Annotated in this window: 24 protein-coding genes; 14 read left to right on the top strand and 10 right to left on the bottom strand. The window is 58.6% G+C overall.

The window, feature by feature from the left end; all coding sequences use genetic code 11:
• Window positions 1-5: 5 nt before the first annotated feature.
• The gene (locus PH5382_RS11920; RefSeq protein WP_058334618.1) at window positions 6-1,265 is read left to right on the top strand and encodes a pyridoxal-phosphate-dependent aminotransferase family protein; all 1,260 of its coding nucleotides are present in this window, start codon (window positions 6-8) and stop codon (window positions 1,263-1,265) included.
• 70 nt (window positions 1,266-1,335) lie between these two features.
• Here the strand turns inward: PH5382_RS11920 and PH5382_RS11925 are convergent, their stop codons facing one another.
• Window positions 1,336-1,554, bottom strand: a complete 219-nt coding sequence (locus PH5382_RS11925; RefSeq protein ID WP_058334619.1) for a hypothetical protein — start codon at window positions 1,552-1,554, stop codon at window positions 1,336-1,338.
• A 181-nt stretch (window positions 1,555-1,735) separates the two neighbouring features.
• Window positions 1,736-2,866, bottom strand: a complete 1,131-nt coding sequence (locus PH5382_RS11930; protein ID WP_058334730.1) for a pyridoxal phosphate-dependent aminotransferase — start codon at window positions 2,864-2,866, stop codon at window positions 1,736-1,738.
• A 168-nt stretch (window positions 2,867-3,034) separates the two neighbouring features.
• Between PH5382_RS11930 and PH5382_RS11935 the strand changes: the two genes are divergently transcribed.
• Together PH5382_RS11935 and PH5382_RS11940 are read left to right on the top strand one after the other, a co-directional pair.
• On the top strand, window positions 3,035-4,120 hold the full coding sequence (locus tag PH5382_RS11935) for an SMP-30/gluconolactonase/LRE family protein (protein ID WP_058334620.1): 1,086 nt from the start codon (window positions 3,035-3,037) through the stop codon (window positions 4,118-4,120).
• Window positions 4,121-4,265: 145 nt separating this feature from the next.
• The gene (locus PH5382_RS11940; protein WP_058334621.1) at window positions 4,266-5,051 is read left to right on the top strand and encodes a crotonase/enoyl-CoA hydratase family protein; all 786 of its coding nucleotides are present in this window, start codon (window positions 4,266-4,268) and stop codon (window positions 5,049-5,051) included.
• Between the two features lie 152 nt (window positions 5,052-5,203).
• On the opposite strand, the gene PH5382_RS11945 is transcribed toward PH5382_RS11940, so the two are convergent.
• On the bottom strand, window positions 5,204-6,163 hold the full coding sequence (locus tag PH5382_RS11945; protein WP_058334622.1) for an NAD(P)-dependent oxidoreductase: 960 nt from the start codon (window positions 6,161-6,163) through the stop codon (window positions 5,204-5,206).
• Window positions 6,164-6,303: 140 nt separating this feature from the next.
• Here PH5382_RS11945 and PH5382_RS11950 point away from each other — a divergent pair, with 140 nt between their 5' ends.
• A complete protein-coding gene (locus PH5382_RS11950) occupies window positions 6,304-7,209 on the top strand; it encodes a LysR substrate-binding domain-containing protein (RefSeq protein WP_058334623.1) in 906 nt (301 codons plus the stop codon).
• A gap of 85 nt (window positions 7,210-7,294) precedes the next feature.
• Here PH5382_RS11950 and PH5382_RS11955 read toward each other — a convergent pair whose 3' ends face one another.
• The 3 genes from PH5382_RS11955 to secG all read right to left on the bottom strand — a co-directional run bounded on the left by PH5382_RS11955 (window position 7,295) and on the right by secG (window position 10,612).
• The gene (locus PH5382_RS11955) at window positions 7,295-8,191 is read right to left on the bottom strand and encodes a fructose bisphosphate aldolase (RefSeq protein ID WP_058334624.1); all 897 of its coding nucleotides are present in this window, start codon (window positions 8,189-8,191) and stop codon (window positions 7,295-7,297) included.
• Between the two features lie 237 nt (window positions 8,192-8,428).
• Window positions 8,429-10,072 carry a CTP synthase gene (locus tag PH5382_RS11960; RefSeq protein ID WP_058334625.1) on the bottom strand — a complete coding sequence of 548 codons (1,644 nt, stop codon included), beginning with the start codon at window positions 10,070-10,072 and terminating at the stop codon, window positions 8,429-8,431.
• A 165-nt stretch (window positions 10,073-10,237) separates the two neighbouring features.
• Window positions 10,238-10,612, bottom strand: coding sequence for a preprotein translocase subunit SecG (gene secG / locus PH5382_RS11965; protein WP_058334731.1), 375 nt, complete (start codon window positions 10,610-10,612; stop codon window positions 10,238-10,240).
• 206 nt (window positions 10,613-10,818) lie between these two features.
• Between secG and nthA the strand changes: the two genes are divergently transcribed.
• From nthA to PH5382_RS11990, 5 genes are all read left to right on the top strand, one after another.
• A complete protein-coding gene (gene nthA / locus PH5382_RS11970; protein ID WP_058334626.1) occupies window positions 10,819-11,454 on the top strand; it encodes a nitrile hydratase subunit alpha in 636 nt (211 codons plus the stop codon).
• A complete protein-coding gene (gene nthB / locus PH5382_RS11975) occupies window positions 11,451-12,152 on the top strand; it encodes a nitrile hydratase subunit beta (protein ID WP_058334627.1) in 702 nt (233 codons plus the stop codon). Before nthA ends, nthB begins: the two co-directional genes overlap by 4 nt.
• Window positions 12,153-12,154: 2 nt before the next feature.
• Window positions 12,155-12,487 carry a nitrile hydratase accessory protein gene (locus PH5382_RS11980; protein ID WP_058334628.1) on the top strand — a complete coding sequence of 111 codons (333 nt, stop codon included), beginning with the start codon at window positions 12,155-12,157 and terminating at the stop codon, window positions 12,485-12,487.
• Between the two features lie 148 nt (window positions 12,488-12,635).
• Entirely contained in the window at window positions 12,636-13,949 is a 1,314-nt protein-coding gene (locus tag PH5382_RS11985) for an adenylosuccinate synthase (protein WP_058334629.1), read from the top strand.
• Window positions 13,949-14,185, top strand: a complete 237-nt coding sequence (locus PH5382_RS11990) for a DUF2842 domain-containing protein (RefSeq protein WP_058334630.1) — start codon at window positions 13,949-13,951, stop codon at window positions 14,183-14,185. Before PH5382_RS11985 ends, PH5382_RS11990 begins: the two co-directional genes overlap by 1 nt.
• A 180-nt stretch (window positions 14,186-14,365) precedes the next feature.
• Here the strand turns inward: PH5382_RS11990 and PH5382_RS11995 are convergent, their stop codons facing one another.
• Window positions 14,366-16,843 carry a hypothetical protein gene (locus PH5382_RS11995; protein ID WP_058334631.1) on the bottom strand — a complete coding sequence of 826 codons (2,478 nt, stop codon included), beginning with the start codon at window positions 16,841-16,843 and terminating at the stop codon, window positions 14,366-14,368.
• A gap of 139 nt (window positions 16,844-16,982) precedes the next feature.
• Here PH5382_RS11995 and PH5382_RS12000 point away from each other — a divergent pair, with 139 nt between their 5' ends.
• A complete protein-coding gene (locus tag PH5382_RS12000; protein ID WP_058334632.1) occupies window positions 16,983-17,648 on the top strand; it encodes a thiamine diphosphokinase in 666 nt (221 codons plus the stop codon).
• Here PH5382_RS12000 and PH5382_RS12005 read toward each other — a convergent pair.
• The 3 genes from PH5382_RS12005 to PH5382_RS12015 form a co-directional block, all read right to left on the bottom strand.
• Window positions 17,620-18,600 (bottom strand): DMT family transporter, encoded by a 981-nt coding sequence (locus PH5382_RS12005; protein WP_231751863.1) that lies wholly within the window; start codon window positions 18,598-18,600, stop codon window positions 17,620-17,622. The genes PH5382_RS12000 and PH5382_RS12005 overlap by 29 nt on opposite strands.
• Window positions 18,601-18,694: 94 nt before the next feature.
• The gene (locus PH5382_RS12010; RefSeq protein ID WP_058334634.1) at window positions 18,695-20,068 is read right to left on the bottom strand and encodes an L-serine ammonia-lyase; all 1,374 of its coding nucleotides are present in this window, start codon (window positions 20,066-20,068) and stop codon (window positions 18,695-18,697) included.
• Complete coding sequence (locus PH5382_RS12015) at window positions 20,068-20,775, bottom strand: glutathione S-transferase family protein (protein WP_058334732.1); 708 nt, start codon at window positions 20,773-20,775, stop codon at window positions 20,068-20,070. Before PH5382_RS12015 ends, PH5382_RS12010 begins: the two co-directional genes overlap by 1 nt.
• Before the next feature lie 325 nt (window positions 20,776-21,100).
• Here PH5382_RS12015 and rpiA point away from each other — a divergent pair, with 325 nt between their 5' ends.
• The 4 genes from rpiA to hflC all read left to right on the top strand — a co-directional run bounded on the left by rpiA (window position 21,101) and on the right by hflC (window position 25,370).
• Complete coding sequence (gene rpiA, locus PH5382_RS12020; RefSeq protein ID WP_058334635.1) at window positions 21,101-21,889, top strand: ribose-5-phosphate isomerase RpiA; 789 nt, start codon at window positions 21,101-21,103, stop codon at window positions 21,887-21,889.
• A 13-nt stretch (window positions 21,890-21,902) separates the two neighbouring features.
• Window positions 21,903-23,258 (top strand): glutathione-disulfide reductase, encoded by a 1,356-nt coding sequence (gene gor / locus PH5382_RS12025; RefSeq protein WP_058334636.1) that lies wholly within the window; start codon window positions 21,903-21,905, stop codon window positions 23,256-23,258.
• Between the two features lie 73 nt (window positions 23,259-23,331).
• Window positions 23,332-24,489, top strand: coding sequence for an FtsH protease activity modulator HflK (gene hflK / locus PH5382_RS12030; protein ID WP_058334637.1), 1,158 nt, complete (start codon window positions 23,332-23,334; stop codon window positions 24,487-24,489).
• Window positions 24,489-25,370, top strand: coding sequence for a protease modulator HflC (gene hflC / locus PH5382_RS12035; RefSeq protein WP_058334638.1), 882 nt, complete (start codon window positions 24,489-24,491; stop codon window positions 25,368-25,370). The genes hflK and hflC overlap by 1 nt, the downstream gene beginning before the upstream one ends.
• The last annotated feature ends 444 nt before the right edge of the window (window positions 25,371-25,814 follow it).

Raw genomic sequence — 25,814 nt, forward strand, 5'->3', positions numbered from 1 at the left:
AAAAGATGAGCACGACATCAAACCCAACTGGTCGCCCAATTGGCACCCCCTCCGGTGGGCGACCCTATCTGGCCATTCCGGGACCTTCGGTGATTCCGGATCCGGTGTTGCAAGCCATGCACCGACCCTCGCCGAATATTTACGCCGGCGAATTGCTGGATCTAACCGACAGTTTGATCCCGGACCTAAAGGCGGTCGCGGGGACGCAGCATTTTGCGGCGATCTATATTTCCAATGGTCATGGCGCCTGGGAAGCTGCTCTGATGAATACGCTGCAGCCCGGTGACCGGGTGCTGGTGCCTGCGTCCGGCCGGTTCGCCCTGGGCTGGTCAGAAATGGCCGAAGCCTTGGGAATCGAGGTCGAGGTGCTGGATTTTGGCACCGCATCTGGTTGGGAACTGGGGCGCGTCGCAGAGCGTCTGGCAGCGGACCCCGCCCATCAGATCAAGGCGGTACTGGGGGTGCATGTTGATACCTCCAGCTCTATTCGTAATGATATTCCTGCCTTGCGCGCCGTTATGGATGAGGCACAGCACCCGGCTTTGCTGATGGCCGATTGCATCGCGTCTTTGGGCTGTGACCGGTTTGAAATGGACGCCTGGGGCGTTGATGTTATGGTCACGGCCTCGCAAAAGGGACTGATGACCCCTGCGGGGGTCAGTTTTGTGTTTTTCAATGATAAAGCTGCTGAGGCACGGGCGAGACTGCCGCGTGTGAGCCGCTATTGGGATTGGACGCCGCGGGCCAACCCGGAAGAGTTCTATCAATATTTTGGCGGCACCGCCCCAACGCATCATCTTTATGGTCTGCGGGCAGCGCTGGATCTTATTCACGGCGAAGGGCTGGAGGCGGTCTGGGCTCGTCATGCTCATCTGGCGCAGGTGATCTGGGCGGCCTGTTCCGCCTGGGGTGATATATCGGATCCTGCACAGGGATTGCGGATGAATGTCACTGATCCGGCGCTGCGGTCACATGCGGTGACAGCGCTGCATCTGCCTGCCCCGCGCGCCACTGAACTGCGCCGTTGGCTGGAAGACAACCTTGGCCTGACGCTTGGCATCGGTCTTGGGCTGGCACCGCCGGACAGTCCGGAATGGCATGGCCATTTCCGGCTTGGCCATATGGGGCATGTCAATGGTCACATGATCATGGGGCTGCTGGGAGGTATCGAGGCCGGGCTGACTGCGCTGAAGATCCCGCACGGTGAGGGTGCACTTCAGGCTGCAGCGCAGGTTCTGGGCGGCCCTACTGATCGTCAGGCTTGATCACAGGCCTGCTCATGTGTGACCGGGGCAGGCCTTGAAAACTGAGTGAAAGGCGAGGCTCGCCTGCCTTTCACACCGCACGGTGTTGCAGGCGAATTTCGAGCCGGTTGATCAGGTGGTTGAGAAACACCGCCAAGATCAGTACCGGCACCATGCCAAAGACCACCCAAAGGGCAAAGAAAACCCACATCAGGTTGATACCGGCAAAGGTGATGGCGGCGGAGAACAGATCTGGCACATCCGGCTGAGATTGGGTGTGCTTGCGATGGTTGTCCTTGTGATTGTCCATGATTGACCCTCCTGGTTTGACCCTTTCTTGGTGACTACCCAGAAGAGTCTAGCGCGCCAGAGGTGAAAGTCCGGTAAAACCCCCGCGAGCCGTTTGGCCTACGAGGGGTTTCCAACAGCAGATGCTGTCTTCTTTTGTGCCAGATTTCTGTGCCAGGCGGAGCTGTTCGGACTTGATCTAGTCAGACCTGTTCGGAAATAGTCTGGCCGGATCTTGCAGCGGAAAGTGCCTTTGGTAAAGCGTCGGCAAAGGCTGTGAGCGCGGCATCCGGCCCACAGCTGACGCGGATGCAGCGGTTTTGGGGGGCGGCAAAGGGCATACGGACAAAGACCCCCTGGGCCACCAGCGCATCCAGCACCGATTTGGCAAAGGCCCCATCTTGACCACAGTCAATTGCGACAAAGTTGGTGGCCGAGGGCAGCGCAGTGAGCCCGTTTTCAGCGGCGATCTTGGCAATGCGGTCACGCGCCGTCGAAATTTCACCCAGCACATGCGCCAGCCAGTCCTGATCAAGAACGGCGGCCAGCGCACCCGCCTGGGCGGCGCGGTTCATGCCAAAATGGTTGCGCACCTTGTTGAAGGCCGAGATCAGCCCGGCCTCGGCCAGGGCATAGCCGACGCGGGCGCCTGCCATGCCATAGGCCTTGGAAAAGGTACGCATGCGGATCACGCGGGGATCATTAATGTCGACTGGCGCGGCAGTGCCCTCGGGAGCGCATTCCACATAGGCCTCATCCAGCAGCAACAGCGTACCCTCTGGCAGCAGATCCAGTGCAGCGACGATATCGGCGCCTCTGTGCCAGCTGCCCATCGGGTTGTCCGGGTTGGCCAGATAGACCAGTTTGGCATCGACCTCTGCTGCCTTGGCAAACAATGATGCGGGGTCTTCATGGTCGTGTTTGTAGGGCACCATATGCAGGGTGCCGCCAAAACCGGCCACATGGTAGTTGAAGGTCGGGTAGGCCCCGGCCGAGGTAACAACTGCATCGCCCGGCCCAACCAATAGTCGCACCAGATAGCCAAGCAAGCCGTCGATGCCTTCGCCGACCATGATGTTGTGCGGCGCAACCCCGTGGAGGGTAGTGAGCGCCTGGATCAGCTCGTGGTTTTCAGCATCGCCATATTTCCAGATCTCGGTGCAGGCATCCTGCATGGCTTTGATCGCTTTGGGCGAAGGGCCAAAGATGTTTTCATTGGCACCAAGGCGCGCGGCAAAGGCGCCGCCGCGGGCGCGCTCCTGGGTTTCCGGGCCGACAAAGGGCACGGTGGAGGGCAGCGATTGGGCAAGCGGGGTGTAGCGTGGCGTTTTCATGCCTGCCAGATACCGCAAATGCGCCAAAGGCAGCAAGGGGGATGCGACAAAGGGATGAAACGGAGCGTTGCGATGGGGGGGAGGTGGGACGGAGTTGGCAAGGCTTGCATGGCACCGCATCCAAGAGCAGACTGCGGCAAAATTTGAGAAAAGCTGGGAGATTTGAGAATGAAAAAAATTCTGTTGGGGGGCGTCGTGCTGGGCCTGGGATATTTGCTGTTCTGGCCGGTCCCGGTGGAGCCTGAGGTCTATGAACCGCTTAAGGCGCCGGGGATGACCGGTGAGTTCGAAGACAATGACGCCATGGCCGCCCTGGAGCTGATCAAGCTGCCGGATGGCGCGATTGGTCCCGAGGATCTGGCGGTGATGCCAGATGGCACGATCTATACAACCGATCTGGCAGGTGGGCTTTACCGCATTGATGGCGCGCAACCGGAAAAGATCGAAGATCTGGGCGGGCGCCCACTGGGCCTGAAGGCTGGTCCTGACGGGACGCTTTATATTGCTGACAGCTATCGGGGTATTTTGCGCTGGACCGGGCCGGGGCAATTGGAAACCCTAGTGAGCGAGGTCGAGGGCGCGCCGCTTGTCTATGCAAACCAGCTGGATATCGCGCGCGATGGCACGGTCTATTTCTCCAACTCCTCTGATCGTTTTGATCCTGAAACAATGGGCGGCACCAAACCTACCTCGGTGCTGACAATCTGGGAACAATCCGATACCGGATATGTGGCGCGGCGTCTGCCGGACGGCACAGTCGAGAAGATCGCAACCGGGTTTGTCTATACCAATGGCGTGGCCCTGTCGCAGGAGGAAGACTTTCTTCTGATCAACGAGACGGGCCGCGCCCGGGTGCATCGCCTGTGGTTGACCGGCGACAAGGCGGGCGAGATGGAACTGTTTTTGGGCAATCTTCCGGGCTATCCAGACAATCTGGAGGCACAGGGCGATGGCACCTTCTGGCTTGCTTTTGCCAGCCCGCGTGTACCTGCCGAAGTGCTGATGCCCTATCCGTTTTTGCGCAAGGTGCTGTGGCGGCTGGGGCCCAAGGTGCGCCCGGCACCTATTCATCGCGGCATGGTGATGCAGTTCGACGAAAACGGCAATATCCTGCGTGACCTGCAGGACCCATCGGGGCGGCTGGGGGTGACCACCAGCGCGCTTATCGTCGGCGAAGATTTCTATGTGATGTCGCTGGATGGGCCGGGCTTTGGTCGCGGCTTTGCCAAGGATCTGCCAGAGGTGCGCCGGTGATACGCCAGTGATACGCTGACTTTTCCGACACCGATTGGGGGATATGACGCCGGGGAGGTTTCAGCTCTGCCCCGGCGTTATGCTGGAACGGGGCGGGCAATCGAGGCAGTCTTTCAGGCAAAGGTAAATTGCAGGAGGTGCCGAAATGGCGCGGGTATCCGTTGAGATCAAAGACCATATCGCTCATGTCACCCTGACACGGGGCGACAAGATGAACGCGCTGGATGATGCCATGGTCAAGGCGATCCTGGCCGCAGCAGAAGAGGTTGCGGCCTCGGATGCGCGGGTGGTGGTTCTGGTCGGCGAAGGCAAGAGTTTTTGCGCCGGGTTGGATCTCATGAGCTTCATGCAGATGGGCAAGGTCGACCCTGAGGCCTGGCTCATGGAGCGCAGCCATGCGGACGCCAATGAAATGCAGGAAGTCGCTATGGCCTGGCGCCGGTTGGAGATTCCTGTGATTGCCGCCCTTCAGGGCGCGGTTTATGGTGGTGGGTTGCAGATGGCGCTGGGCGCAGACATCCGTATTGCAGCACCTGATGCGAGGCTTGCTGTCATGGAGATGAAATGGGGCATTATCCCCGACATGGGCGGGATGGTGCTGTTGCCGAAACTGGTGCGATCGGATGTGTTGCGCCAGCTCACCTATACCGCCACACCAATTGACGGCGCACAGGCAGAGCACTGGGGTTTGGTGACCTCGCTGTCGGATGAGCCACTGGCAGCCGCACAGGCGCTGGCTGCAGAGATTGCAGGTAAGGGTCCCACGGCTATCCGGGCCGCCAAGCGGATGATTGAATATGCGGAATCCGGGGCCAGCCAGTCTGAGGTGCTGCTGCGCGAAAGCGCCGAGCAGGTGAAGCTGATCGGCAAGCCCGAACAGATGGAAGTGATTGCCGCGCAAATGCAAAAACGCGCCCCGGTTTTCAAATAGGCTCTTTAAATGGCGCGGTGGCGCTTTATATCAGAATGGACAGTCCTCCCTCCCAGACTGTTCTGACTTTTGCAACCCTTTCAAATGGTTGCAAAAGGAGATGGCGGCGCCAGTTTTCTGACGCCGCCAAAAATTTTGCGCTGAGCCAGCCGTTAGGCCGTTGTTTCTTTGCCTTGCGGGATCACTTCGTAACCCGGCTCCTCCGGCTCATCATCGGTCATTTCAGGCGGGAAACCGGGAGCGAGGATGGACAGGCCAGTTGCATCTTCAAGGCGGCGAATGATGTTGGGCGACAGTTCACGATCACCGTATCTGGCAATGCCATCCTCAAAGATCTGTACCATCATCGGGCTGATTTCCAGCGGCACGTTGTTGCGCTCGGCGATTTCCTGAAACAGGCCCACGTCCTTTTTCACCAGATCCATGGTGAAAGAGATGTCGCGGCTGCCGTTCAAAATGACCTGGCTTTCGGTGATATGCGAAAACGAATTGCCTGAGCTGATCTTGATCGCCTCGTAAGCGGTATTGAGATCCATGCCAGCGGCCTTGGCTGTCACCAATGCTTCGGCATTGGCGACCAGATGCACGGTGGCCAAATAGTTGGTCAGAACTTTCAGAACCGAGGCGGAGCCCAGTTCACCTGTGTGCAATACGCGCCGCCCCATGGTGGTGAGAAAGGGTAGGATGCGTTCAAATGTGGCCCGGTCACAGCCGGCAAAGATGGCGATATTGCCAGTATCCGCCCGGTGGCAGCCACCGGAAACCGGACAGTCTACCGCCGCGCCGCCTGCTGCGATGACCATGCCACCCAGACGTTTTGCTTCGGCCTCATCGGTGGTGGACATTTCCATCCAGATTTTGCCTTCACGCACCTCGGGCAGCATGTCCTGCATCACCGCGTCAGAGGCCGCAGGCGAGGGCAGGCAGGTGATCACCGCATCGCAGTCGCGCATCAGCTGCGCCGGGCTTTCGCCCGCTGTGGCACCCTTGGCGACAAACTGTGCAACCAGATCGGGGTTCAGGTCATGCACTGTCAGATCAATGCCATTGCGAAGCAAAGAGCCGGACAGTTTGGCGCCAACATTGCCAAGACCGATAAAGCCTACTTTCATGTGTGTTCTCCCATGTCGTCATTTTGTTCCGGGTATGGACCGGGCGCATTCAGGTTCTCTTTGAGCCAAGAAAGGGCGCGACGGGGTGAAAGTAAAATGATAAAAATTGGCAATAATGCCCAAAAATATTTGGTGATAATGTGGATGACCGGCTTTCCAACCTGACCTGGCTTCGAACTTTTGAGGCGGCGGCAAGACTGTTGAACTTTACCGAGACCGGGCGCGAACTGGGGCTGACGCAAACGGCCGTCAGTTTGCATATCCGCTCACTGGAAGCCCGGCTTGGCAGCAAATTGTTTTACCGTGCGGCGCGCCATCTGGAGCTGACAGAGATCGGTCAGGCCTACGCGCTGACGGTGCGTCAGGCGCTGGGGGATATTTCGCTGTCGACAAGCCGGTTGTTCGGGGCCGAGGCGGCACAGACGCTGACCGTGCGGGTGCCGGTTTCTACTTCGGCACTGTGGCTGGCGCATCTTTTGCCCGACTTTTCAGCCCGCCACCCTGGCATCAACATTCGGCTGGTTTCAAATATCTGGACTGAACCTGACCCACGCGATGATGTCGATGCGGATGTGGAAATCCGGCTGGGCCATGGCGATTGGCAGGGGGTGACGGCCACCCGTTTGTCGCAAGAGACGATCGTGCCGGTTTGTCGCGCAGGGGAAGTGCAACCTCAGACGGTGGGTGATTTGCTGGAGGGGCCGCTGATCCACATTCTGGGCTACGAGGATCACTGGGCGCGCTATTTCTCTGCCCATGGGTTGCCCTATGCCGCCCATGCCAATGAGCACGCGCGCTTTTCGGTGGATACGACGGTCGCAGCGCTACAACTGGTGGCCGGGGGCGGTGGCTATGCCACGGTACTGACCCGATTTGCCACTCTGGCAATCAAAAGCGGCATGGCGCTGGCAATTGCTGGACCCGCGATGCCGTTTCAGCAGTCTCATTACTTGATCCGGCGCGACGGTCGTGGACCGCTGCGGCCTGAATGTCAGCTGTTTGAAGCTTGGCTCGCCGAGTGTTTTGCCGCGCCGCAGGTTGATTGAGGAAGGCCGGTTGAGAGAGCACGAAAAAGGGCCGCCCAAATGGTGCGGCCCCGTTTTTGTCTGACACTTGCTACGGCTGTAAAAGTTACAGCGAAGCCTGATAGATCTTGTCGATGTTGGACCCAAGTGCGGCGTTATATTCGTCTTCGGACATCGCAACGTTCAGACCTTCGGTCAGCGCGCGACTGAAGGAGGCGATCATCTTGCTATTCTGGGACAGTTTCGCGCAGGCGTCATCTGTGCTGTAGCCACCAGACAGGGCCACAACGCGGACCACGGCAGGGTGGTCGGCGAGGGAATCATACAGGCCAGCCGCGGTGGGGATAGTCAGTTTCAGCGAAACCTTGGTGCCTTCGGGCAGCGCGTCGAGCTGGTCTTTCAGCTCTGCCTTGAGGAAGATTTCTGCCTCTGCTTTGGTCGGGGAGTTGATGTCCACCTCTGGTTCGATAATTGGCACCAGACCTGCGGCTGCGATCTGCTTGCCAACTTCGAACTGCTGGGCCACGACGTTCTTGATGCCTTGCGGATTTGCCTCTTTCACCACCGAACGCATTTTGGTGCCAAAGATGCCCTTTTCGACGGCACGTGCCAGCAATGCGTCGAGATCGGGCATCGGCTTCATCATCTGCACGCCGTCGGCTTCATCGGCCAGGCCCTTGTCGACCTTGAGAAAGGGGACGACACCGCATTTTTCCCAAAGGTATGTCGGGACAGGTGTTGCATCGATGGCATTGTCCATGGTTTTTTCAAACAGGATAGCGCCCAGGATTTTGCCGGAGCTGAACGCAGGCGCGCAGATGATGCGCGCCCGCATCTTCTGGATCTCACCAAACATTTCGTCATCGTTGGAAAACGCATCTTCGGTGACGCCATAGAGGCCCAAAGCCTTTGGGGTGGAGCCGCCGGATTGGTCCAGTGCTGCAATGAAGCCCGCGCCGTTTGCGATACGGTCAAACTGTTCCTGGTTGATCTCTTGCGCCATGATCCGGTCTCTCCGCGAAATATCGTTTCTATATCTGGCCTCGTCTATAGCGCGCCTGTCACAAGAAACAAGTTGTGTGGTCAGGCGCTTGCGCTAACGGAAGCGGGTTTTCCGCCGATGCCGGGCAAAGGCCCTGACCTAAGGTGCATATGATCAGTATTTGTTTCCCGACGCGGCAACAAAAAAACGAGCCCCAAGGGGACTCGTTTGTAGTCTTGTCGCAGGCCATGTCTGGTTTCAGACGAGCCGCGATGCATCCTTGGCGGCACGGACGAAATCCTTGAACAAAGGATGCGGCGCAAAGGGTTTCGATTTCAGCTCAGGATGGAACTGAACGCCGATGAACCAAGGGTGATCCGTCCATTCCACGATCTCGGGCAGGCGGCCATCCGGGGACATGCCGGAAAATTTTAGCCCGCAGGCCTCCAGTTGGTCTTTGTATTTGGTGTCGACCTCATAGCGATGACGGTGGCGTTCTTCGATATGAGTGCTGCCATAAACCTCGGCCACTTTGGAGCCTTCGGCCAGGGTGGCATCATAGGCGCCCAAGCGCATGGTGCCGCCTTTATCGTCATCAGCCTTGCGCTGGATTTTGTGATTGCCCTGCACCCATTCCTTGAGGTGATAGACAACGGGTTCAAAACGCTTTTCACCGGCTTCGTGGTCGAATTCTTCAGAACCCGCCTCGCTGATGCCTGCCACATTGCGGGCAGCTTCAATGACGGCCATCTGCATGCCAAGGCAGATGCCCAGATAGGGAACCTTATGCTCGCGGGCGTATTGCGCCGCCTTGATCTTGCCTTCGGTGCCGCGTTCGCCAAAACCACCGGGGACCAGAATTGCGTGGAAACCCTGCAGATGTGGCGTCGCGTCCTCGCGGTCGAACAATTCGGCATCGACCCATTCAATCTTGACCTTGACCCGATTGGCCATGCCGCCATGGGTCAGCGCCTCGGCGATGGATTTATAGGCGTCTTCCAACTGGGTGTATTTGCCAACGATGGCCACCCGGACTTCGCCTTCGGGGTTATAGATGCGATCCGCGACATCATCCCAGCGCGCCAGATTGGGCTTGGGGGCAGGGGCGATGCCAAAGGCATCCAGAACCGCCTGGTCCATACCTTCGCGATGGTAAGCAAGCGGTGCCTCGTAGATCGATTTCAAATCCTGCGCGGCAATCACGCTATCGGGGCGCACGTTGCAAAACAGTGCCAGCTTTTCGCGCTCTTTCTTTGGGATTGGCCCCTCGGACCGGCAAACCAGCAGGTCCGGTGCCAGACCGATGGAGCGCAGCTCCTTGACCGAGTGCTGGGTTGGTTTGGTTTTCAGCTCACCCGATGCTTTGATATAGGGCAGCAGAGTCAGGTGCATAAAGATACACTGGCCGCGCTCTTTGTCCTGGCTGAACTGGCGGATGGCTTCAAAGAAGGGCAGGCCTTCGATATCGCCGACGGTCCCGCCGATCTCGCAGAGCATGAAGTCGACCTCATCCTCACCGATCGAGATGAAGTCTTTGATTTCATTGGTCACATGCGGAATCACCTGGATGGTTTTACCCAGGTAGTCACCGCGGCGCTCTTTCTCGAGCACATTGGTGTAAACGCGCCCCGAGGAGATCGAGTCGGTCTTGCGCGCGGGCACACCGGTGAAACGCTCATAGTGACCCAGATCGAGATCGGTTTCGGCGCCATCATCGGTGACAAAGACCTCCCCGTGTTCAAACGGGCTCATGGTGCCGGGATCGACGTTCAGATAGGGGTCCAGTTTGCGCAGGCGGACCGAATAGCCACGGGCCTGCAAGAGAGCACCAAGAGCGGCGGATGCCAGACCCTTGCCCAGAGATGATACCACACCACCAGTAATGAAGATGAAACGCGCCATGAGTGTTCGGCTGCCCCCGTGAGAAGTCAGAATATAGCTGCCCTACGGTTTCGAAAAACCGGTGCATCACGGGGCTTCACATATATAGGATTCGCGCAGCATGCGCAAGAAAGAGAACCGCAAGATGCTGTTGCGGTCCCCTATAGGTGTTCTAGGTCTTGTAGATCAGTCGGCGCTGGGGACCAGCGGCGCATTGTCGCCTTCGGCTGGTGGCAACAAATCGCTGCCCAGCGGGGCAATCGGTGCGTCTGCGGCTTCACCACTCTCTGTGGCTGGCGCCGTGATCCGGTCCGTCACCGAAGAGCCTGCGGATCTCTGCGCAGCCAGAACGGTCAGGGTGATCGAGGTCACGATAAAGCAGGCGGCAAGCACCCAGGTGATCTTGCCCAATGCGGTTGCTGCAGAGCGGCCTGTCATGGCGCCACCGCCACCACCGCTGCTGCCCATGCCGAGCCCTCCGCCTTCGGAGCGCTGCAAAAGCACGACTGCAATCAGGCCAAGAGCCAAAAGAAGATGGATGATGAGAACAACGTTTTCCATAGGTTCCTGCGGCTGTTGGCTAAGTATCGGGCGGTAAATAGGCAAGAATGGCGACAGGGGCAAGGGCTCAGTTTGCATTGCCTGGATCAGCATCGGGATCTGCTTCGCATCGCGACCGTGACGTTGTGTCAAACCGAGGTTAAACTAGAGCCTGTCACGGTAAAAGTGACTGGACGCAGAGGCTGCCCTCGGGGCAGGCTCGCATCATGCCCCATGATCATTCAGACCACCCGCACGCCTTACTGCCGCCAGAGCCTGCTCTGCGCGTCAAAGCTTTGGAAACGATTCTCACGCGCAAGGGGCTGATTGACCCGGCAGCGCTGGATGAGATCATTGATACCTATCAAAACAAGATTGGCCCGCAAAATGGTGCCCGTGTGGTGGCCAGGGCCTGGAGCGACCCTGCATTCAAGGCCGCATTATTAGCGGATGCCGATCCGGTGCTAGCGGATCTTGGCTATTACGGACGGCAGGGCGAACATATGGTTGTGGTCGAAAATACGCCGCAGCAGCACAATATGGTCGTGTGCACCCTGTGCAGTTGTTACCCGTGGCCGCTGCTGGGTATCCCGCCGGGGTGGTATAAATCAGATGCCTATCGTGCTCGCGCTGTGCGGGAACCCCGTAAGGTACTGGCGGATTTTGGTGTCATGCTGCCCGCCGAATCTGCCGTGAGGGTTTGGGACTCCACCGCCGAAGTGCGCTATCTGGTATTGCCGATGCGTCCCGCAAGGACAGAAGATATGGATGAGGCGGCGCTGGCTGCGCTGGTGTCGCGTGATTCGATGATCGGCACAGCCTTGGCCCATGCACCGCAAAAAAAGAGCGGAGCCTCAGGATGAGCCGTCTTCATGACATGGGCGGGCGATTCGGCGATGGCGCTGTCGTCCCGGACGCCCCGGATGCGCCGGTCTTTGACACCGATTGGCATGCGCGTGCGCTGGCCGTGACGCTGGCCTGTGGATCACTCGGCAAGTGGAACATCGATGTGTCGCGCCACGCCCGCGAACGTCTCTCGCCCAAGGACTACACCCGGTTTTCCTACTATGAAAAATGGATCTCGGCCTTGGCGGATCTGCTGGTAGAAAACGGTGTGCTTACGCGTGAGGATCTGATGGGGCAGGGGGAGAATGAGCTTCACGCCCTGGCCACACACGTCCTAGCCACAAAGGCATTGAAGGCAGAGGCCGTCGCAGGTGTTCTGGCCAAGGGTGGCCCGGCCAATCGCGACAGTGATATTGCGGCACGCTTTGCCGTGGGCGACGCCGTTGTGACCCGTCACCCCGGTGGCAGCGCGCTGGTCAATGGTGGCCATACCCGGCTGCCCGGCTATGCAGTGGGTGCACGCGGTAGGGTGATGTTGTACCATGGTGCGCATGTGCTGCCGGACAGTAGTGCGCACGGTTTGGGCGAGGCCCCAGAACCGCTCTATGCCGTGGCTTTCAAGGCGTCAGAGCTGTGGTCTCATCCGGAACATCCTGACGATGAGGTGATTCTAGATCTGTGGCAAAGCTACCTGTTGCCGGATCAGGAGTGCTGACCATGACAGAGTGCATCAGCCACAGCGCGCCAGAGCCTGCCTTTTTGGAGCCCTGGCATGCGCAGGTCTTTGCTCTGACCGTGCATCTGAATGAAGCCGGACGTTTCAGCTGGGCCGATTGGGTGGAGCGATTCTCGACGACGCTGCGCCGCCACGGGCTGGCGCGGGATCTCGATGGTGGGGCGGATTATTTCAATGCCTGGCTAGAAACCCTGGAGGCGTTTCTGGTCGAAGCAGGTACTGCCAGCCCACGTGAGGTGGAACTGACCCAGCGTGACTGGGAAGAGGCCTACCTGCGTACGCCGCACGGCGAACCAGTGCATCTGGCAGGGTGATCCGGCTTAAGCATAGCTGGTCCGGGCGGTTGGGAACTCTTTGTAACGCTTCTGCGTCGATTTAGCGGTTCCCTCGCGAGCGCAGCATCGCTATACGGGGCTCTGGTTTAAACCAGCATACACTCAACCAGCATACAAAGGACCTGAGATGGCCAATGTCGTGGTAGTCGGCGCCCAGTGGGGCGATGAAGGAAAAGGCAAGATCGTTGACTGGCTCAGCGAACGTGCCGATGTGATTGCGCGTTTTCAGGGCGGTCACAATGCCGGCCATACGCTGGTTATCGACAGCAAAGTCTACAAGCTGCACGCGCTACCTTCGGGTGTTGTGCGCGGCGGCAAGCTGAGCGTGATCGGTAATGGCGTGGTGCTGGACCCCTGGCACCTGCTGAAAGAAATCGCAACCGTGCAGGCGCAGGGCGTTGATATCTCGCCTGAAACGCTGATGATCGCTGAAAATACCCCGCTGATTCTGCCGCTGCATGGCGAGCTGGATCGCGCCCGCGAAGAAGCCGCTTCCAAGGGCACCAAAATCGGCACCACCGGGCGCGGCATCGGTCCCGCCTATGAGGACAAGGTTGGCCGTCGTGCCATCCGGGTTGCGGATCTCGCCGATGAAGCAACTCTGGAGGCCCGCGTTGATCGCGCGCTGCAGCACCATGATCCGCTGCGCAAAGGTCTGGGCATCGAAGCCATTGACCGGGATGCACTGGTTGCCCAGTTGAAAGAAATCGCCCCTAAAATCCTGCCCTTTGCGGCTCCGGTTTGGAAAGTGCTGAACGAAAAGCGCAAAGCCGGTAAGCGAATCCTGTTTGAAGGTGCGCAGGGCGCGCTGCTGGACATTGATTTTGGCACCTATCCCTTTGTCACGTCTTCGAATGTTATCGCAGGTCAGGCGTCTACCGGTGTTGGCATTGGTCCGGGCTCCATCGATTATGTGCTTGGGATCGTCAAAGCCTATACCACCCGCGTCGGTGAAGGCCCCTTCCCGACAGAGCTGCTGGATGCAGAAGGTAATCCGGATGCTGATGGCGAACGTCTGGGCACTCGCGGTCACGAATTTGGCACCACCACTGGTCGGCAGCGCCGCTGTGGCTGGTTTGACGCCTGCCTCGTGCGCCAAACCTGTGCCACTTCCGGCATCACCGGTATTTCACTGACCAAGTTGGACGTCCTGGACGGGTTCGAAACCCTGAAGATCTGCACCGGCTATGATCTGGACGGGACCCGTCTCGATTATCTGCCCACGGCGGCGGATCAGCAGGCCCGCTGCACACCGATCTACGAAGAGATGCCCGGCTGGTCTGAGTCGACCGAAGGCGCACGCAGCTGGAATGATCTGCCTGCCAATGCCATCAAATACGTGAAACGCGTGGAAGAGCTGATCGAATGCCCGGTCGCGCTTTTGTCCACCAGCCCGGAGCGGGACGACACCATTCTGGTGACCGACCCCTTTGCAGACTGATGGCGGATAAACCGGGCCTCAGCTACAAGGCGCGCCGTCGTTGGGCGCTGATCATCCTGCTGGTCGGCATGCCTATCTATATCATCGCTGCGGTCAACGTGGTGAGCCTGTTTGAGCGCCCGCCAATTCTGGTGGAACTGGCGATTTATATTGTTCTGGGTGTGCTTTGGGTGCTGCCGTTCAAATTCGTCTTTCGTGGCGTTGGCAAAGAAGATCCTGATGCGACCGACTCCTAGAGAATCTGCAGATTAGAGTTGAAAAAGCCCGGTCGGAGACATCTCCTGCCGGGCTTTTTGTTTCCTCGACAGCGCCCACTTCAAGCGGGATAGCATCTCATGGGAGGTCGTGTCGGAACAAAAAACCCGCAGGTTGGAAACCTGCGGGCGATTGTAATTTTTTACGTCTTGCCGTGGCGACTAGCCTGCGGCCCGTTTGGCGGGGCGAAAGCCGATTTCTTCGGTTGCGGCAAAGCGGCCGTTTTCAGCGCGCTCGATCTTGCCATCACGCAGCAGCTGCCCAAAGGAACGCAGCCCGTCTTCTCGGTTGAAATCGCCATTGCCCATGCTGCGCACCTTGTTCATCAGTTGTGGACGCGAGAAATGATCCCGGCCTTCAACAAAGCTCATATAGGCGGCGGCGGCTTCCAGAAGCTCGTGCAGCTCGACGGCACCACGCTCCTGTGCGTAATCGGCAAAGGTCCCGGTGATATCCTTGGGCTTCGAGGTTGCCTCCTCTTCCAGGACTGAAATCCGGCGCGGGCGAACGGGTTTCGCCGATGTGGTCGCAACAGAGTCAATGCGTTGTTCTGCAACCAGTTTCAGAGGTGCGGGACGCGCCCCTTTGACCCGGGGGCGCGACGGGGTCGCGGAGCCGGATTCTGGTCGGCGCGGGCGCACGACATTGGCCAGATCTTCCCGATAAGGCTCTGATTCATCGCCGCTGGCTGTACCGCCACCTGTGGTGCGGTCGGCCTCGGCGGCGGCAACTGCGGCGCGCAGATGGCTATAGGTTTCACGCGAGGTGGCGTTATCCGGGTCTCCCAGTTTCGATTCCGCAGCCGCCAGCAGTCGCGACATGTCGCTGTCAGGAGAGGGCGTCGCAGGCCGGTTGTCGGCTGAAACGCTGTCTTTGCTGACAGAAAGTGTGCTGACAGGAGGTGTCTCGGTCGGTACTGGTGTGTCGTCTTGTGCGCTGGCCAGAAGGTCGGCCTCGACCTCGGCCAATTCGCGCAGCAGATCGGCTTCAGCGGCCTCATCCAGAGTGCTCTGGATCTGCGCGGTTTCAGGCTGAACTGTCTCCGGCTGACCTTCGGCATCACCCTCGAAGGCTGTTTCGTCTGCTTCAGTGATCTCTTGCAGGCCACCGGCTGCGATGGCCTTTTCCAGATCCGATCGCTTCATTTTTACGATGCGCGCGCGCGGCAGATCTGCCGGTGCTTCATCTTCAACCGGGCCTTCAGCAGCAGAAGTCGAGTCTGCCGGTGTTTCAGCATCTGGCGTGGCATCATCCTGAGCCGCCAGATCAGCCCCGGCTGGGCTTTCTGGCGTTTCAAGTGTTGTGGCCTTTTTCAAACGTGCAATGCGCGCAATGCGCTTCGGCTGCTCTTGATCTGCCTTTGGTGCGCCAGTTTCATTCAGGCCAGCGCCGCTCAGGGCAACGTCGCCCAGGCCAGTTTCTGCGCGGTCCTCAACGGGGGCCGGATCCCCGAACAGGATATTGTCGTCACCAAGCGGGCTCTCATCCAAATCGTCTTCATCGGTGTCGGAAGACAGCTCTGCGTTCAGGTCCAGAAGGTCGAGCGCCCGCGAAATCTCATCGTCATCCGCAAAGGAGCTTTCATAGGGCTCGTCTTCGTCGTCATCTTGCGACAGTTCAGCTGCCGCGGCTTCGACAAAGGCCTCGGCATGTTCGTCCTCGGAGAATTCATCCTGAGGCGTCTGAGCCACAACCGCGCGGATTCGCTGCAGTTTGGCCGCGATACTGTCCGCGGCCGGAACAGTGTCGGCTGCGTTATCCTCGGTTTGTGGTGCTGTCCTGGACGTCGTGGCGGAGTCAGTTGGAGTGAAGAGTTCGACTGCGCTGTCTTCTGGGCTGTCTGTCTGTGCAGCGGCCTTCTGTGCAACCGCTGCGGAAATTGCTGCGATGGTTTCCATATCGACAGTGGAAGCCTGAGTGGAAGCCTGGTCGGCAGTCCGGGCTGGGTCTTCTTCGGCAGTGTCTGCGATATCTTCGTTGATGACATCGATGTCTGCATCTACGAGCGCAGCGATTTCCTCAGCGCCCTCATCCGCTTTGGCCGGTGCTACATCTACTAAATCCTGTTTTGTACCGGCAGCGCTATCCGGCGTTACGGCTGCGGATTGGGGCTTATCGTCCTCAAAAATATCGACCGTGCTTGAAACCGTGCTTAAATCTGGGCCCAAGTCTGGAGACAGGTTCGTTGCCTGATCAGAAGTGCTCTCTGCGGCTGTCCTGTTCCCTTCGGTCTCTTTGACTGCGCGGGCGGTGGAGGTTTCAGAAACAGCGACCTCTGGCAGAGGCGCTTCCATCACAGGAGGTTTAGCTACAGTAGTCTCGGGCACAGTAGTCTCGGGCACAGAACCTTTTGGGATATCTTGTGCCAAGGCAGGTGCTGCTGCTGCGGCGGCGCGCAGATGGATGCCTTCGCTGCTGGTGCGGGCTTCGACCTGACGGGCAACTTCACGCTGGGCGATACGGGCCAGCATGTCGGCATCGGGTTGCGGCGGTTCAGCGCCAAAATAGCGATCATCAGACGCTAGATCCCGGAAATACTCGGCAATGACCTTCATCGTGCCGAAGGAATCTTCAAATCCTTCCAGCGGGCCAGAGAAGGGTCCATAGGAAACCGTCAGAAATTTTTTGTTTTGTACCATCGGTCCGCTCGTCCTCACCAAAGTAATTCCAATTTACAATATGGGCTAGCTCGTCAAATTCTGCTCGAATTCGTGCAATTGATCGTATCATTTTGTGTTTAGATTGTGGCTGGTTTCCAGATCTGCGAGTAATCTCGGCATGAATAAGCTGATTGTAGACGAAATGCGGCCAGTTACGCTGGTTGGCGGCGGGATACTCGCCGAAGATGACCTGAAACTGGCGCTTTCGCTGGCGCCGATCCTGCTGGCGGCGGATGGTGGTGCTGGGCATGCGCTGGCCCAGGGGCATGTGCCAAGCGCTGTAATCGGAGATTTTGATTCGATTTCTCCGCAAGTTTTTCGGCAGATCCCAGCAGACCGCCTGTTTCATATGCCCGAACAGGACAGTACTGATTTTGACAAGGCGATGCGTTCCATTCGTGCGCCTTTGATATTGGCAGTGGGGTTCCTGGGCGGTCGGGTGGACCACCAGCTGGCAGTTCTGAACGCTTTGGTTCAAGATCAGGGCACACCCTGCATATTACTGGGCGCGCATGAGGTGATTTTTCATATCCCGCCCCGTATTGGATTGCCGTTGCAGGCGGGGGACACTGTGTCGTTGTTTCCATTGCGGCCGGTAACGGCAGGCTCACAGGGGTTGGAATGGCCCATCAAGGGGTTGAACTTTATTCCCGGAGGCCAGATTGGGACCTCAAATCGCGCGACCGGCCCAGTTGAGCTGACGACAGAGGGGCCGGGATTGCTGGCCATGGTGCCACGTCGGCATTTCGAAGCGGTCATGCAGGCGTTTTTAGCGATGGTTTAGTGGGGGCTTGTGTTTGCTGCACGGCCCTGCGTTCGCGCATCACCGCATAGAGCCCGGCAGCGACTGTCAACGCGATGCCAAGGCTGGCCAGCGTATTGGGCAGCTCGTTGAAGACTAGCCAGCCTACCAAAGTGGCGATCGGGATCTCCAGATACTGCATGCTGGCCAGGGTCGAGGCTGGCGCGTAGCGAAGGCTCCAGGTCATCAGCAAGTGGGCGATGGTGCCGACGCCTCCGGCAAGCCCCAGCAAAACCCATGTGTCCTGCGGCGGCATCGCGCTGCTTAGACCGTTGATGTGAAGCTCATGCCCCAACCAAAACAACGGCAGCATCGCCACTGATGCGATCAGACCCGAAAGCGCTTGCAGCGGAATGGGGGCGGTCACTTTGGCGATCTTGCGGGTCACCAGCATGAAAAAGGCAAAGATAAAGGCCACCGCCAGCGGCCAGAGCGCATTGAGACCAACAACGGCAAAACTGGGCTGAATAACCAGTAGTGTTCCGACAAAGCCGACGACGCAAGCGGCAAGGCGGTGCAGCCCCACGGCCTCTCCCAGCACGTATTTCCCCAGCAGCAACATGATGAAGGGCATCACAAATGCGATGGCCACCGCATCCGCTAGCGGCAGATAACGCAGCGCGTTGAACATGGCCGTGATCCCGGCCATCTGCAAGACAGTGCGCAAAAACACCATCGGCAGGACCGCGCGCGGCACCCAGAGGGATTGTTTCATAACCAGTGCGACGGGCACCAGGATCAGGGCCTGCGCAGCAAAGCGGACAAAGACGATTTGGCCGACAGGCACACGGGTGGCCAATAGCTTGGCAACAGCATCCCCGAGTGGGATCAGGATGCAAAAGCCGAGCATCAGGGCAATGCCGAGAAGCGGGCGATCCTGCGTAGTCGAGGATGCCATGGGCGGAGTTACGGGCAGATTCACTGGCTGTGTCATGGCGCCACGCTAGGCGCGGCGCCAGACAGGTGCAAGCTATGGTTGCTCTTTGCCAGATGCTTTGGCGTGGCGTTAAACGGACGTCAGCGACAGATCAGCAATTGGGAACATTGACCGCCAATCCGCCGAGCGAGGTTTCCTTGTATTTCTCATGCATGTCGGCACCGGTTTGGCGCATGGTTTCGATCACGGCGTCCAGTGGCACAAAATGCTGGCCGTCGCCACGCAGCGCCAGCGAGGCGGCTGAAACCGCCTTGATGGCCCCCAGGCCGTTGCGTTCGATACAGGGCACCTGAACCAGGCCTTTGACCGGATCGCAGGTCATGCCGAGGTGATGTTCCAAGGCGATTTCGGCGGCATTCTCCACCTGTTCGGGGGTGCCGCCCATAACTGCGCACAGACCAGCCGCCGCCATGGCCGATGCGGAGCCGACTTCGGCCTGACAGCCTGCCTCGGCCCCGGAAATTGAGGCGTTAAACTTGACCAACCCGCCAATGGCTGCCGCCGTCAGCAGAAAATCCTCGACATGGCTTTCGGCCGCACCGGGCACGTGATCCAGATAGTAGCGCAGCACCGCCGGCAGCACCCCGGCCGCACCATTGGTAGGCGAGGTCACCACCTGACCACCGGCGGCGTTTTCTTCGTTTACGGCCATGGCGTAGACGCTCATCCAGTCATTGATGGTGTGCGGCGCCACCAAATTCATGCCGCGTTCGGCCATCAGGCTGTCATAGATGCCCTTGGCGCGGCGGCGCACGTTCAAGCCACCCGGCAGGATGCCGTCCCGTACCAGACCGCGTTCGATGCAATTGTTCATCACCTCCCAGATACGGGCGGTGCCCTTGGCAAAGCTCTGTTCGCAGCCGCGGGCCACCTCATTGGCGCGTTTCATCTGGGCGATGCTCTTGCCGCTTTTACTGGCCATTTCCAGCATCATCGCAGCCGAGGTGAAGGGGAAGGGCACAGGGGCGCCCTCATCGACATCCTTGCCGGCTGCCAGCTCTTCCTCAGTCAGCACAAAGCCACCCCCGATGGAATAAAACACCTGCTGCAGGATCACGTCGCCTTGGGCGTCCGTGGCCATCAGGATCATGCCATTGGCGTGACCTTCCAGCGCGTGATCGTAGTCAAAGACCATGTCCGCCTTGGGGTCAAAATGCAGCGCGTGCAGGCCTTCGGGCTGCATGGTGTGGGTCTTGGCCAGGTCCGCCAGAAAGGCCTCGGCCTTGGCGTCGTCATAGGTGTCGGGCAAAAAACCACCCAGCCCCAGAATGGTGGCGCGGTCGGTGGCATGGCCCACACCGGTAAAGGCCAGCGAGCCATGCAATGAGGCGCGCAGCCCGTGAAAATCAAAGGGCGAGGCGCGCATCATGTCTAGAAAGCGCGCAGCAGCAACCATAGGGCCCATGGTGTGGGACGAGGAGGGGCCAATGCCCACTTTGAACATGTCAAAAACGGAGAGGAACATCAGGTGGCTGATCCTTCTGGGGGATTTGCGAGGTGAGGGCGAGTGAAGGGCTGCTGTCCTAGACCTTCGGCGGCCTGGGCGCGGTGAGTGCTGGCGCGGGTTTCAGCCTTGGCGCAGAGCGCATGCAGCGCCGGATATCGGGTTAGATCCAACCAGGGGGCCTCCGGAGCTTCGGCGTAGAGTTTGCACCAGCGCAGTAGGCAGGCGAGATAGATATCCAATGCCGTGGCCTGATCGCCGCCCGCCAATTCGGGAGTGGTCTGAAGGCCTTCTTCGATGATGGTAAGATCCGTTTGGATCCGTTGTTGGAAAACGCGGCGGAGTTTGATTTGATCCTCTGGGTCCGGCCCGATGAATTTTTCGGGATAGAAGAACTGGCGCAGATCGATTTGCAGCGTGTTGGAACACCAGAACATCCATTTTAGAAAGGGCGCCCGAAGCGGAGTATCCTGCGGTGGGGCCAGCTTGCCATGACGATCGGCCAGCCAGAGCAAGATCGCGCCCGTCTCATGGAGAACGCCGTCAGGTGTTTCCAAGACAGGAATGGTGCCATTGGGATTCAAAGCAAGATAATCCGCCGACTGCTGTGCCTTGGCCCGACGATCAACCAGGCGGGTGTCATAGGGCAGGTCAAGTTCTTCCAGCGCCAGGCGAATCACCAGCGAGGCGTTGTCGGGAGCATAATGAAGGGTGTATCGCGTTTGCATGTTTGCAAAATAGAGCCTGACGCGGTTGACTTGCAGCCCCAAAGCGACGTTTCCGATAGGAAACGCGTAAATTTACCTATCGAGAGGCGATCAGCTCCCGTGCTGAAGCAGTAACAGGACTGGACGTCCTGCGCTGTCTTTGGTTCGGACCAGCCTGTTTAGACTGGCTTGTTAGGATTGGCGGCATAAACACGCAACTTGCCCGCAAATAGGGCCTTGCCAGGCCGTGGCAGCACGCTGTGTGGCGGATTAAGGCCAAATCAGCTCTCGCGCTGTGTTGTCATCTTTTCTATAAGGCTAGCGACCGACCAAAGGAGACGCGGGCATGACCGGGGAGTTGTCACCCATCGACAAGGCTAAATTCGTAGCTGCCAAACGTGCGGCTGGCATGGTCGAAGACGGAATGCGCGTGGGGCTGGGAACCGGATCAACTGCGGCTTGGCTGGTGCGTTGTCTCGGAGAGATGGTGCGCGAAGAGGGGCTGAAGATCACTGCCGTTCCCACGTCCACTCGGACAGCCGAACTGGCGCGCGAAGTTGGTATTCATGTGACATCACTGGACGACGCAAAATGGCTGGATTTGACGATTGATGGCGCTGACGAGTTTGATACGGATCTCAATCTGATCAAAGGCGGCGGCGGTGCCTTGCTGCAGGAAAAGATCGTGGCCACGGCCTCTGATCAAATGGTGGTGATCGCGGATGCTGGCAAAGAGGTGGAAAATCTCGGTGCGTTTCCACTGCCTGTCGAGGTCATTCCCTTTGGCTGGCAGACCAGTCAGGCTCTGATCGAGGAAACTCTTGTTTCTATGGATGTTTTGGGCCGTTCTGCCACCCTGCGGATGAATGGCGATGCGGCCTTTATGACCGATGAGGGGAACCATATTCTGGACCTGCATCTGAACCGGATCGGCAATGCACGTCAGCTAGCGCTGGTGCTGAACCAGATCCCCGGAGTGGTTGAAAACGGCTTGTTCATCGATATCTGTGACACCGTCATCATCGGCTATGGCGATGGCCGCGTCGAAGTACGTGATATTAATGAAGGCACGGTGGAAAAGGAAAAGCTGGATTTTGTCGAAAGTGACAACCTGTTTTCCGATTTGACCGACTGAGGGACAGTACAAGATGAGCTTTGACTACGATCTGTTTGTTATTGGTGGTGGATCTGGTGGCGTGCGCGCCGCACGGGTGGCCGCTCAGGAAGGTGCCAAGGTCGCCCTGGCCGAAGAAGACCGCTATGGCGGCACCTGCGTCATTCGCGGCTGTGTACCCAAAAAGCTGATGGTTTTTGCCAGCGAGTATTCCGCCATGGTGGGCGATGCCCAGGCCTATGGCTGGGACATTACCGCCGGAGCCTTTGATTGGGATAGCTTCAAGGGCAAATTGCACGCGGAACTCGACCGTCTCGAAGGCATCTATCGCGGTATTTTGAAAAACAACGGTGTCACCAGCTATGATGCGCGCGCCACTTTGGTCGACGCCCATACCGTTGCCCTGTCGGATGGCTCGCAAAAGACGGCGAAACATATCCTGATCGCAACTGGCGGCTGGCCCACAGTGCCGGAGTTCCCCGGCTCGGATCTGGCGATCACCTCAAACGAGATGTTCCATCTGGACAAGCTGCCCGAAGCGATCCTGATCGTCGGCGGCGGCTATATCGCGTCTGAGTTCGCAGGCATCATGAATGGGCTTGGCGTCAAGACCACGCAGTTCTATCGCGGCGCGCAGATCCTGCGTGGCTTTGACGAAGAGGCGCGCAATGTAGTCGCTGACGGCATGGTAGAAAATGGCGTTGATCTGCAGCTGGAAACCAATGTGGTTTCCATGGTTAAAGACGGCGACAAGATCCGCGTCACTGACACCAAAGGCCGCGAGACGCTGTTTGATCAGGTGATGTATGCCACTGGCCGTCATCCCAATGCCGACAATCTCGGCCTTGAAGCGCTGGGCATTGCGCGCGGCAAAAAAGGCGAGATCCTGGTGGATCAGTACAGCCAAACGGGCGTACCTTCGGTCTATGCCATTGGCGATGTTACTGATCGTGCCAATCTGACACCGGTTGCGATCCGCGAAGGCATGGCCTTTGTCGAGACCGTGTTTAAAGGCAACCCAACCAGCCCGGATCATGAGCTGATCCCAACGGCGATCTTTACCCAGCCGGAAATGGGCACTGTCGGCCTGTCCGAAGAAGACGCGGCAGCACAGGAGCCGATCGAGGTCTATGCCGCCTCTTTCAAGCCGATGCAGCAAAGCTTTGCCGGTCGCGCACAGAAGGTGTTGATGAAGCTGATCGTCAGCAAGGCAAATCGGCGTGTGCTGGGATGTCACATTGTGGCACCAGGTGCCGGTGAGATGATCCAGCTGGCGGGGATCGCCATCAAGATGGGCGCAACCAAGGAAGATTTCGATCGCACGGTTGCAGTGCATCCCACCATGTCGGAAGAATTGGTGACGATGAAGCAACCAAGCCGAACGACTTGAATTCAAAAGACAAGACCACAGGTTACTAGAGGATCATGCCGCATTGAGGCGGCAGAAATGGGATAGGAATTATATGGCGGGCAATAGCGGTGGCCCCTGGGGGGGCGGAGGCTCTTCTGGCGGCGGAGGCAACCGGGGAAACAATGGTGGCGGAAATAACGGTGGTGGCGGTGGTGGCCGACGCCCCGAAGACCCGCAGATCCCTGAAATTGACGAGCTGGTCAAAAAAGGCCAGGAGCAGCTGCGTGTCCTGATGGGCGGTCGTGGTGGCAATGGCCAAGGCGGTGGCCGTGGTGGTCAGGGTGGCGGTGGCGCCCCTCTGTTCACCAAGGGGACTATTGGTCTGGCGGCAATCGCCGGAGCCGTGCTTTGGGGCATGGCGAGCTTTTATTCGGTCAAAACCGAAGAACGCTCGGTCGAATTGTTCCTGGGGGAATATCTGGATACCGGCATGCCGGGTCTGAACTTTGCCCCCTGGCCGCTGGTCACCTATGAGGTAATTCCAGTTCTGGTTGAACAGACTGAAAACATTGGAGCCGGCTCGCGCGGTAGCGATGCAGGTCTGATGCTGACCGGGGATGAAAACATCATCGATGTGGATTTCCAGGTAGTCTGGAATATCAACGATCCGGCTCTGTATCTGTTCAACCTGCGGGACCCTCAGGCGACCATTCAGGCTGTCTCGGAATCGGCTATGCGCGAGATTATCGCGCAGTCGGAACTGGCACCGATCCTGAACCGGGACCGTGGTGCGATTACCGCCCGTCTGGAAGAGCTGGTCCAGTCAACGCTCGACAGCTACGACAGTGGCGTGAACGTCGTGCGGGTTAACTTTGACGGTGCCGATCCGCCAGAGCCGGTAAAAGACGCTTTCCGTGACGTGCAGTCTGCAGGTCAGGAACGTGACCGGTTGGAAAAACAAGCGGATGCCTATGCCAACCGAAAGCTGGCGGCTGCGCGAGGTCAATCAGCGCAAACGCTTGAAGAGGCCGAAGGCTACCGTGCCCAGGTCGTCAACGAGGCGCAGGGTGAGGCCAGCCGTTTTACAGCGGTTCTGACCGAGTACCAAAAGGCACCAGAGGTGACCCGCAAGCGTCTCTATCTGGAAACCATGGAAACGGTTCTGGGCAATGTCGACAAGGTGATCCTTGACCAGTCCACCGGCGACGGCGGGCAGGGTGTGGTTCCCTATCTGCCGCTCAATGAATTGCGCCGCTCGGGAGATAACTGATGAAAAAGACAACATTCCTTCTCCCAATCGTGGTTCTCTTCATTGTCGCACTGCTGTCTTCGGTCTTTATCGTGGACGAGCGTGAAAAAGCGCTGGTTCTGCGCTTTGGTCGTGTGGTTGCCGTCAAGGAAGACCCCGGTCTTGCTTTCAAGGCACCGCTGATCGACGAAGTGGTGACCTATGATGACCGTATCCTCAGTCTTGAGGTCGGCCCGCTGGAAATCACCCCGCTGGATGACCGTCGTCTGGTTGTAGATGCTTTTGCACGCTACAAAATTGTCGACGTCAAACAGTTCCGTCAGGCGGTTGGTGCTGGTGGCATCAACGGTGCGGAAACACGTCTGGACAAGATCATGCGGGCCGCAACCCGTGAGGTCCTGGGCTCTGTCAGCTCCAATGATATCCTGTCGTCAGACCGTGCCGCTTTGATGCTGCGGATCCGCAACGGGGCAATCAGCCAGGCCGAAGGCTTTGGTCTTGAGGTCGTTGATGTTCGCCTGAAGCGGACCGATCTGCCGCAGGCCAACCTGGAAGCCACCTTTGCGCGGATGCGGGCGGAACGTGAACGCGAAGCCGCTGATGAAATCGCTCGTGGTGACGAAGCCGCGCAGCGCGTGCGCGCCCAGGCGGACCGGACCGAAGTCGAGCTGGTCTCTGAGGCGGAACGCGAAGCTGAGGTGATCCGCGGTGAAGCCGATGCGCAGCGCAACGCCATCTTTGCCGAGGCCTATGGGCGTGACCCGGAATTCTTTGAATTCTATCGCAGCCTGAACGCCTATGAGGGTGCGCTGAAGGGCAACAACTCTTCGCTGGTCCTGTCACCTGACTCCGAGTTCTTCAACTATCTGAAGTCCTCAAGTGGTGTTGCAGCCGGACAATAGGCCTGAGCCAGAAAGCCGACTGCCGACCAAAGAAGCTTGGCGGTCGATGAGACAGAGCAAGGGGCTGACCGATGGGTCGGCCCCTTCTTTCGTTTTCGCAAGGCTCGTCCGGTCCCGGCAGCGGCGGGCTCGGTTGTTTGCCACCTGCGCCAAGGTCTTCTTGATGTTTGCCAAAAAGCTCTGCGCTTAAGCGCTTCTTTGCCACATGCAGTTTTCACGGCCGTTCTTGCGGCGATGGTGTTAGTTTTACAATCGAAGGGTTTGATGAGGTAAAGTGTTTGATGAAGCCGGTCTGGAGGCTTGCGCTGGAGACTGGCTTTAGACTGGCTTTGGCGGCGGTCCATCGGCTTGCTGGGCGCGCTCAGTGATGGTTCGGAGATGGTTCGGTGGGGGTTTGGCGGTCGATCCAAAGACCCCTCAGGAAGTTTCACGGTGTTTTGAATG

This window comes from Phaeobacter sp. CECT 5382, assembly GCF_001457775.1.
In the GTDB taxonomy this organism is placed as follows: Bacteria; Pseudomonadota; Alphaproteobacteria; order Rhodobacterales; family Rhodobacteraceae; genus Pseudophaeobacter.